This window comes from Hydrocoleum sp. CS-953 (genome assembly GCF_002260545.1).
GTDB lineage: Bacteria > Cyanobacteriota > Cyanobacteriia > Cyanobacteriales > Microcoleaceae > Trichodesmium.
In genome coordinates this window covers 1-5,428 of sequence record NZ_LGSU01000916.1, presented here as the reverse complement: position 1 = coordinate 5,428, position 5,428 = coordinate 1, and the positions used below count along the sequence as shown (strand labels likewise).

Below are 5,428 nucleotides of genomic sequence, written 5' to 3'. Positions count from 1 at the left end.
ATTATTAATTATTAAACCCCTACTCCCTAATTTACAATTCAGAAACCCAGCCATAAGATTCAGTAACTTTTCCAGTTTTAATATCTTCCAACTTTTGTAAAATTTCAGGAGCATATTTTCGTTCATTAACAGGAGGTAAAATCATATCCTTACCTTGATAATTAATAGTAGAAATATGAGCAATAGTAGCAGCAGTTCCCATACCAAATGCTTCAGAAAGATTTCCCTCTTGATAAGCCTCCGCCACTTCATCAATAGAAATTAATCTTTCCTCAACTTTAACACCCATATCTCTAAATAAAGTTAATACACTATCTCTAGTAATTCCCGGCAATATAGTTCCAGTTAACTGAGGAGTAATAACCACATCATTAATAACAAAAGCCACATTCATTGTGCCACATTCTTCAATATATTTTTTCTCCTTTGCATCCAACCATAAAACATTATCATAACCCTGTTTTTTAGCTTCTTTATCTGCTAATAAACTACCACCATAATTACCAGCACATTTAGCAGAACCAGTTCCACCTTCAGCAGCTCTAATATATTTATCAGTCACAATTAACTTTACAGGTTCAGAATAATAAGCACCTACCGGACAACTAATAATAATAAATTTATAACTATTTGCTGGTTTGAGACCAACCGATTCATCTGTGGCAAAATAGATAGGTCGAATATATAATACACTACCTGATTGAGTAGGAATCCAATCAGCATCTAGTCTAATTAATTCCTTCAAACCATCAATAAAAATTTCTTCAGGAATAGGTGGCATACATAATCGAAAAGCTGATTCATTAATCCGTTTATGATTAGCTTCCGGACGAAAAAGTAAAGGTTTTCCTGTCGGACTTCTATAAGCTTTTAAACCTTCAAAAACTGTCTGACCATAATGTAGTGCTGAAAGAGAAGGAGACATAGGAATATTCCCATAAGGAATAATTTTTACCTCTTGCCAACTACCATCTAAGTAGGTAGCAACCAACATATGGTCGGTAAATACTTTACCAAAGGGAGTATTATTAATATCCTGTTCTTTAATTCGAGAGTGGGTAGTTTTTTCTATAGATATTTGAGAATTAACTATTTGCATTATTGTCTGCATCGTCTAATAACTACAATTTTTCTAGAATAGCATTAATAACTTAGTAGTTACCAGTTATACCTAGAGAATTTTTGTTTGAGTCAGGAGTGTAGGGGCTATTCACATTTGCGCAGCATTATGAAATCATTTATTACTTGCGTCATCGTTTTTTCATTTCCTGCTGCATATAATTGTAGGGGCAATTCGCTTTTCGCCCCTACTTTAATCTGTTATGACTGATTCGTATATTTAATTGTGTTTTCTTGATTTATGTATAGACAAACTTTACACAAACTATTATCATAAAAGTCTGGTCGAAAAAGAAAAAAATGATCATAAGTCATTGCTACAAAATCAAGCCAAATCAAGAACAAATAGCTAAAATTGATTATTGGCTAGAACTTTTGAGAAGACACTGGAATTATGCTTTGGGTCAACGATTAGACTGGTTAAATAGAACTAGATGTCCGATAGACCGTTGCTCAATAGTTTCAAGTCCAATTGGCGAGATTCCTTGTAGACCAGATTATTATTTTCAGCAATCAGCACTTAAAGAAACAAAACAGTTATTTCCTAAGTATAAAGAAATTTACTCTGAAGTTCAACAAATTAATTTACAGAGACTAGATAAAGCTTGGCAACGTTGGTTAGTTCCTGATAAGACAGGTAAAAGATTTGGTAGACCAAGATTTAAAAAGTCTGGCAAATTAAGATCATTATGTTTTAGTAGAGTAAATCATCCTAAAGCTGCAATTAAGTTTGATGGAAAGCAAATTATTATTAGCAGATTTGGTGCTATTCCAGTGATAGTTCATAGACCAATTCCAGAAGGCTTTACTATTAAAACTGCAACTATAACCAAAAAAGCTGATGGCTATTATGTAAGTTTTAGTTTAGAAGACAAGTCAGTTCCTAGTCGAATTATCACAGACAACATCAAAACTGCTGTAGGTATTGATGTAGGCTTAAAAGAGTTTTTAACTACCAATACTGGAGAAACTGTTTCTGTCCCAAATTTCTATAGAAAATCTCAATCTAATTTAGCTAGAAAACAAAGTAAAGCAGCTAGAAAAGAGATGGGTTCTAATAACTGGAAAAAAGCACAAAACAAAGTAGCTAAATTACATCAACATACTGCTAGACAAAGAGAAAATTTTCATTATAAAACTGCTCATAAATTAGTTAAAGAGTATGACTTAATTGCTGTAGAAGACCTTAATATTAAAGGTTTAGCTAGAAATACAAAACTATCAAAATCAATCTATGATGTAGCCTGGGGAGCTTTTATTGAAAAGTTGAATGCAGTAGCGGTAAAACGCGGTGTTCATATAGTTAAAGTTAATCCTCACAATACATCACAAAATTGCAGTAATTGTGGTCATAAAGTACCTAAAACTTTATCGGTTAGAACTCACTCTTGTCCCAAATGTAAAACGGTTTTAGATAGGGACGAGAATGCAGCAATCAACATATTAAATAAAGCATTAAACGAGGTGGGTATCATCTTGTCTGCTTGTGGAGGATTAGACATTAGTCAGCCGATGAGACAAGAAACTTCTGAAACTGGGGTTCAATTATCTTTGTTCTAGAAGCTCCCGTTATAATCTCCGATTTAACGGGAGAGAACTTCACAAAGCACCGCCTAGACCAACAGTAAAAAAACGCCTAAATATTAGTTAAAAATTCCTCAAAAATTAGACCAAACCCACCCCTATTTTAACTGCCTAACTTACTTAATTATCATTCTTGGCAATAACCCAAATGGCATGAATAATACCAGGCAGAAAGCCTAACAAAGTGAGAAGAATATTAATCCAAAAAGCGCCTCCAAGACCAACAGTTAAGAAAACACCTAAAGGCGGTAAGAATATAGCAGCTAGAATTCGTAGTATAGTCATTTTAGTTACTCTTGTAATTGTTAAACTATTGTTTTTTCAGTATATGGCAGAAGCCATAAAGGTCAGGAATTATAGAATAGCCGAAACAAGTCAGTATTAATAATTAACCTTCCTGCTTCTTTATTATTCCTTCTTTATATAACTTCAACTCTTAGTAGAACCTTTACCGAAAAATTTAGGAGGTTCTGCTAAAGTATAAACTTCCCTTTCAGTGGCGATCGCTTCCCGCAGATGTTTAGGCACTTGTAACATTCCTAATAAAGTAGTCCCATCCAACATCCGAAACCCACCAGTAGTTTTTTCTGCCAAAAGTTTATCAATTTTTTCTGTATCAGGATAACTATCAATCATCTCCCTTGAACCCAGAACAAAACCCCAAGGTCGTCCATAAGTAGGTACATGACTACTATAAGATTGAACATAAGGAAATACTGCCTTCATTGTATTGACAATTCGAGCATGAAGTTTCATTTCTCCTGGAGAAACAGGACCTGCTTGGACAACAAAAAATCCTCCTGGAGTAAGTACCCGGAGAATTTTTTCAAAATAGTCCTTAGTAAATAATTGAAATGATGGCCCCTCTTCAATAGGATCGGAAAGGTCAGAGATAACCACATCCCAACCTTCCGCAGAAGTATCCAAAAATTCTAAAGCATCACCAATGACCAACTTGAGACGAGGGTCATCAAAAGCATTCTTGTGCATTTCTGGCAAATACTGCCGACAAGCTTCTACCACTTCTCCATCAATATCAACCATGGCTACTTTTTCCACAGTTTGCCAACGTAAAACCTCTCGAATAGTAGCTCCCTCACCACCACCAAGAACAAGAACCTTACTAGGAGAACCATGACAAATCATGGGAGGATGTACTAGAGGTTCATGGTATAAAAATTCATCCCCTGTACAAGATTGCCATTTACCATCAAGAACCAGTGCTTTACCATAAATACCTGTTTCTACAATGTACATTTCTTGATAAGCAGTTTTCTTGTAGGCAAGAACCTGAGTAATACCATGAACATAAATATCCCAAGGTGTGATATACTCACTAACCCACAAATCTGCACCAACTTCACTACCAGCCATAAGACGTACTCCTGGATAAAATATTTATCTAATAATATTGATACAGAATGTATTTCTTAGCATAAAATGGCTTTTTATTCCAACTAGATTCGGTAAGGGGTCTCCCGTTATAATCTCTGATTTAACTGGAGAGAACTTCACGCACATTGATATACAAATCTGAGCTTTTTAGAGATATTATTAACTCAATCACCTAATTTTATCCCTATGATGAGAGTAGTTTTACTCAAAATATCAAGACCAAAAACGATTTTTCCTAATTAAAATTATTGGGACTCATCAGTTAAGTCTTACTTTTAACTTTTGACTTAACAAGTTATAGCTTGTATTCAAGTATAATTCATTGAATAAGTTACTCTTCATACTACCTACTATGCAAAATAATACAACTAACAACTTCCCAAATATATCTTTCAATGAGTGGGATGCAGAACTGTATGATAGTAAACATTCCTTTGTTTCTAACTTAGCAGTAGAGTTATTAGGATTACTTAATCCCCAAATAGGTGAAAAAATTCTTGACCTTGGTTGTGGTACAGGTCATCTGACTTATAAAATTACTACTAGAGGAGCAAAAGTTGTAGGAATTGATAATGCTCCTACTATGATTGAAGAAGCTCACCGTTGTTATCCAGATATTAAGTTTTTAGTCAGAGATGGAGTTAATATTGAGTTGAAAGAAACATTTGATGCGGTGTTTTCTAATGCAGCACTTCATTGGATTCAAGAACCAAAAAAAGTTATGCATAATATTTGGCGTGTACTTAAACCAGGAGGTCGTTTCGTTACAGAATTTGGTGGAAAAGGTAATATTGAAACAATTATTAATGGTATTTATGAAGCTTTAGATGCTGCTGGTTATAGTAGTAATAAACAACTTAATCCTTGGTATTTTCCTAGTATAGGAGAATATGCTAGTCTCTTAGAATCGGAAGGTTTTTTGTTGACTTTTGCTAGGTTATTAGAAAGACCAACTAAACTTCAAGATGGAGAATATGGTCTGCGTCATTGGATTAAGATGTTCGCGACTTGTTTTTTTGAAGGAATTTCTGAAAGAAAGCAAAATATTATTATTGATGATATTGAGAATAGATTGCGTCCTCATTTATATAAGAAGGGTAAATGGATAGCTGATTATAAGAGAATTAGAATTATGGCTTTTAAGGAAGTTCAGTAATGGATAATTGATAATTGATAATTGATAATTGATAATTGATAATTGATAATTACCTCTGGTTAAAACCGTAAGGAAATTAAATATAAGGAAATACTATTTCTTTATTTTCCCCTTGTAGAGCGACAGCTCGCGGCGCAGCCAAGGGGAGGCTAATAAAGCTGAATTATTTAATTA

General features: G+C 34.0%; 5 protein-coding genes. 2 read left to right on the top strand and 3 right to left on the bottom strand.

The features are described from left to right. Positions 1–31: 31 nt before the first annotated feature. Entirely contained in the window at positions 32–1,099 is a 1,068-nt protein-coding gene (locus AFK68_RS12420) for a branched-chain amino acid aminotransferase (RefSeq protein WP_094673087.1), read from the bottom strand. Between the two features lie 320 nt (positions 1,100–1,419). Between AFK68_RS12420 and AFK68_RS12415 the strand changes: the two genes are divergently transcribed. Next, positions 1,420–2,679 carry an RNA-guided endonuclease TnpB family protein gene (locus AFK68_RS12415; RefSeq protein WP_094673086.1) on the top strand — a complete coding sequence of 420 codons (1,260 nt, stop codon included), beginning with the start codon at positions 1,420–1,422 and terminating at the stop codon, positions 2,677–2,679. Between the two features lie 144 nt (positions 2,680–2,823). Here the strand turns inward: AFK68_RS12415 and AFK68_RS12410 are convergent, their stop codons facing one another. Together AFK68_RS12410 and speE are read right to left on the bottom strand one after the other, a co-directional pair. Further along, entirely contained in the window at positions 2,824–2,988 is a 165-nt protein-coding gene (locus tag AFK68_RS12410) for a YqaE/Pmp3 family membrane protein (protein ID WP_094673085.1), read from the bottom strand. Positions 2,989–3,132: 144 nt separating this feature from the next. Further along, positions 3,133–4,077, bottom strand: a complete 945-nt coding sequence (speE, locus tag AFK68_RS12405) for a polyamine aminopropyltransferase (protein ID WP_094673084.1) — start codon at positions 4,075–4,077, stop codon at positions 3,133–3,135. A gap of 373 nt (positions 4,078–4,450) precedes the next feature. Between speE and AFK68_RS12400 the strand changes: the two genes are divergently transcribed. Continuing rightward, positions 4,451–5,254 (top strand): class I SAM-dependent methyltransferase, encoded by an 804-nt coding sequence (locus AFK68_RS12400; protein ID WP_094673083.1) that lies wholly within the window; start codon positions 4,451–4,453, stop codon positions 5,252–5,254. Positions 5,255–5,428 lie beyond the last annotated feature (174 nt).

What these genes read in the sequence shown, in the direction of transcription:
- AFK68_RS12400 (WP_094673083.1), top strand. Translation starts at nt 4,451, where the DNA reads ATGCAAAATAATACAACTAACAACTTCCCAAATATATCTTTCAATGAG.
- AFK68_RS12415 (WP_094673086.1), top strand. Translation starts at nt 1,420, where the DNA reads ATGATCATAAGTCATTGCTACAAAATCAAGCCAAATCAAGAACAAATA.
- AFK68_RS12420 (WP_094673087.1), bottom strand. Translation starts at nt 1,099, where the DNA reads ATGCAAATAGTTAATTCTCAAATATCTATAGAAAAAACTACCCACTCT.
- speE (WP_094673084.1), bottom strand. Translation starts at nt 4,077, where the DNA reads ATGGCTGGTAGTGAAGTTGGTGCAGATTTGTGGGTTAGTGAGTATATC.
- AFK68_RS12410 (WP_094673085.1), bottom strand. Translation starts at nt 2,988, where the DNA reads ATGACTATACTACGAATTCTAGCTGCTATATTCTTACCGCCTTTAGGT.